Source organism: Caldisericota bacterium, assembly GCA_034717215.1.
Taxonomy (GTDB): Bacteria; Caldisericota; Caldisericia; order Caldisericales; family Caldisericaceae; genus UBA646.
The window spans coordinates 1-3453 of record JAYELD010000182.1 but is presented as its reverse complement, the minus strand read 5'-3'; the positions used below and the strand labels follow the sequence as shown (position 1 = coordinate 3453).

4 protein-coding genes are annotated in these 3453 nt (G+C 35.4%); all 4 read right to left on the bottom strand.

The genetic code is table 11. From position 1 onward, the window contains the following. Positions 1-85: 85 nt before the first annotated feature. Positions 86-610, bottom strand: coding sequence for a sigma-70 family RNA polymerase sigma factor (locus tag U9Q18_07485; protein MEA3314200.1), 525 nt, complete (start codon positions 608-610; stop codon positions 86-88). Next, entirely contained in the window at positions 597-1367 is a 771-nt protein-coding gene (rlmB, locus tag U9Q18_07480) for a 23S rRNA (guanosine(2251)-2'-O)-methyltransferase RlmB (GenBank protein ID MEA3314199.1), read from the bottom strand. Before rlmB ends, U9Q18_07485 begins: the two co-directional genes overlap by 14 nt. Further along, complete coding sequence (gene cysS / locus U9Q18_07475) at positions 1357-2868, bottom strand: cysteine--tRNA ligase (protein MEA3314198.1); 1512 nt, start codon at positions 2866-2868, stop codon at positions 1357-1359. The genes rlmB and cysS overlap by 11 nt, the downstream gene beginning before the upstream one ends. Next, positions 2861-3453 (bottom strand): glutamate--tRNA ligase (locus tag U9Q18_07470; GenBank protein ID MEA3314197.1); only part of this gene is annotated, 593 nt, incomplete at its 5' end. The genes cysS and U9Q18_07470, both read right to left, overlap by 8 nt.

Here is a 3453-nt window from a genome sequence, read left to right as displayed (position 1 = left end):
GATTACAAATCAGTTGCTCTACCATTGAGCTACGTCGGCTGTCCCAACTTCTCCGAGGTATATTATATTGAGAGGACTATATTTGTCAAGAGGAAAATGGTGACTTCCTTAACCGCTTTTTGATTCTCTGCAAGGCGTTATCTACAGATTTATATGACCTGTCCAATTTATTCGAAATATCTCTTATTTTATACCCTTTAATAAACAACAAAAAAACATCTTTTTCAAATAACGAAAGCCTTTTAGCAAAGCTCTCGAGATCTTGCTTCAATAAAATTGATTCCTCTTCACCATCAACAGTAAAAACTGTAAAATCAAAAGGAACGGTACAAACTTCTTTTCTCTTTCTAAGGTAATCTAATACAGCATTTTTTACTGATACATACGCAAAATCGTCAAAATTTTTCCCTTTATCAAAATTAAAATTATTTACTGCCCGATAAAGTCCCATCAGCCCGTCGATAAAAAGATCTTCTCTATCTTCTCTATTCAAAATAATGGAATAATAGCGCACAATTTTCTTAACAAACGGGGAATAAATATGAAGAATCTCGTTCATTGCGTCCCTATCCCTTTTTTGGGCCTTTCTGATCAACTCATTTATATTCACTGTTCTTTGCTTTTTCTTCCATCAACCTAAATAACACGATACCTGTTGCAACAGATACATTTAACGAGCTTACCTTGCCGCGCATCGGAATAGAAACAAGATAATCACATTTTTTTCTAATCCCTTCTCTAATTCCTTCTCCTTCATTGCCCATTATGATAGCAAATGGCAGATTTTTATAATCCATATCATAATAAATTGTTTTAGCACCAGGGTCTGTACCTACAATCCAAACATTATGTTTTTTCAGATAATCAATGGCACGGACAAGATTCGTTACTTTTGCAATTTTTACATGAAAAATTGCACCGGATGAAACAGATATTACCGTATCTGTAATATCTGCCGCCCCGTACTCAGGGATAATTATGCTAGAGATGCCTACACACTCTGCCGTTCTTATGATAGCACCAAAATTTTGCGGATCCTGTATTCTATCAAGTAAAAGTATGGTAGAATTTTTATATATCTTTATGTCCTCAATTTCTGCAAATTTATAGGGGTCGCCCACACCTACTACGCCTTGCGGGTTTAACACATGAAATCTTCTTCTGAACCAACTTTCATCTCTTTCTAAAATCTTTATGTCTTGCCTTTTTGCAAGACGATATATATTCCGCATAATTTCATCTCTGTTCTCTGCCTTTGATCTTTCAATAACTAAAACCTTCACAGGATATTGAACTCGCAAAGCTTCAAGAACTGCTCTTTTTCCTACAATAAATTGATCTTTTTTAGCCTTATCCTTATTTTTCATTTTCTTCACCTCTTGTATAAATAAGCTTATACGTCGTCCCTGTACTTGTGTCTTCTAAAACAACGCCTGTATCTTTTAACCGATTTCTAATCAAGTCAGCTAATTTAAATTTCTTCTCATTTTTTAAATCCCATCGGATATCAATGAGTTTCTTAATTATATCAGAGACTTCCTCCTCCATAGAAATAGAAGAAATCGCTTCTGCTAACTCTTTTTCTTTCTTTAGCTCTTCAGCTAATGTCATAAGCTCGTCCTTAAATGAAACATTTACCTTTTCTTCTATTTTACCAAGTTTTTTAATTCCAAGCACCAAAAAAATATCCTGCAAAAGTTTATCTGCTTCTTTTAGCGATTCTCTATTTAACTGGCCCCTTTTGACATTAACAAATTTGAATATATCAAACAAAAGGGCAACAACTAAAGCAGTATTAAAATCGTTATCCATTGCATCTTCAAACCTTTCTCGCCATTTCTTTGTTAACTCAATTGAAGATAACCCATTCTCTTGGCCGGATAACTGTTTAAATCTTATATAGCTCTGGTTAAAATATTCATATGTTTTGCTTGACTGTTCAAGGCTTTCCAAATCGAAACTCAGAGGTTTATGGTACGAAATAGATACAAGGTATAACCTTACAATCTCCCCATCATACCGCTTGAATAGCTCATTCATCGTGAAAAAATTATTTAAGGATTTGCTCATCTTCTCTCTATTTACTATGACCATTCCATTATGAAGCCAGTATCTCACAAACGGCACTTTCCCCGTATATGCCTCGGATTGAGCAATCTCATTTTCATGGTGCGGAAAAATAAGGTCATCTCCTCCGCCATGGATATCAAAAGAACTCCCCAAATAATAAAGACTCATTGCAGAACACTCAATATGCCAACCGGGGCGCCCTTTACCCCAGGGACTATCCCAGGAAGGTTCTCCTTCCTTAGCTTTTTTCCATAAGGCAAAATCAAGTGGATCTCTCTTTTCAGGGTTTACCTCAACACGAGCTCCTTCGCGTAGCTCAGTAATATCTCTACGAGAAAGTTTGCCGTATTCTTTAAATTTAGAAACTTCGTAATAGATACCGTCGGATATTTCATATGCATATCCCTTTTCTTTAAGTACCCCTACTATCTCAATGATTTGTGGTATATGTTCCGTAGCGCGGGGGTACCGATAGAGCTGTTTTACATTCAGCATATCAAGATTGTCAAGATAAACTGAAATATACTTGTCTGCAAGCTCTTTGTAATTTATATGCAATTCATTAGAACGATTGATAATTTTATCATCAATGTCAGTAAAATTAGAAATGTGGATTACTTCATATCCCTTATATTCAAGATATCTGTGCATTACATCATATATCACAGCCGAGCGGCCATGACCTATATGAGGAAAATCGTAGGGTGTCACTCCGCATGCATAGATATAAACTTTGCCTTTTTCTCTTGTTTTGAATTCTTCTTGTTTTCTTGTAAGCGTATTATATACTTTAAGCATTTTTTGATAGCTCCTCTATTGCATAACTCAATCTTTTTATTACATCTTCTTTCTTTAAGAAAAATATAAACTCATGAATTTCCAGGCCTTCCTCACTCCCTGTAATTGCGAGCCGTAAAGGGAAATATAAACTGCGCCCCTTTATCTCCATCTCTTTGCCAGTGCTTCTTATTGTTGCAAGTACGCTTTCCCTGCTCCAATCGGAAATACCAGACAAATTGTCCTTGAATTTTTCAAGCAAAGGCAGTGCATTCATTTCTTTAAGTTTTGCCATCACTTCATCACTAAATATTGATTCTTTAAAAAATGGCCTGGAAAGAACTTCGATATCCTTCAAAGTAACAAGATGTTCTTTTATAGTTCCTACGAATCCTTTCCACCAATCCATTTCTTTCCCGCTAAAGTCAATATTAATAAGCTCTGCACGGTCAATGATTTCTTCTGCTGAGAGATTCTCTATATAATGATGGTTCATCCATTTGAGTTTATCAATATCAAATATAGCAGGTGCTTTGTTAACACTTTCAAGAGTAAATAGGTTGATGAGTTCTTCTTTTGTAAAGAACTCTCTGTCGTCTTTAGAAG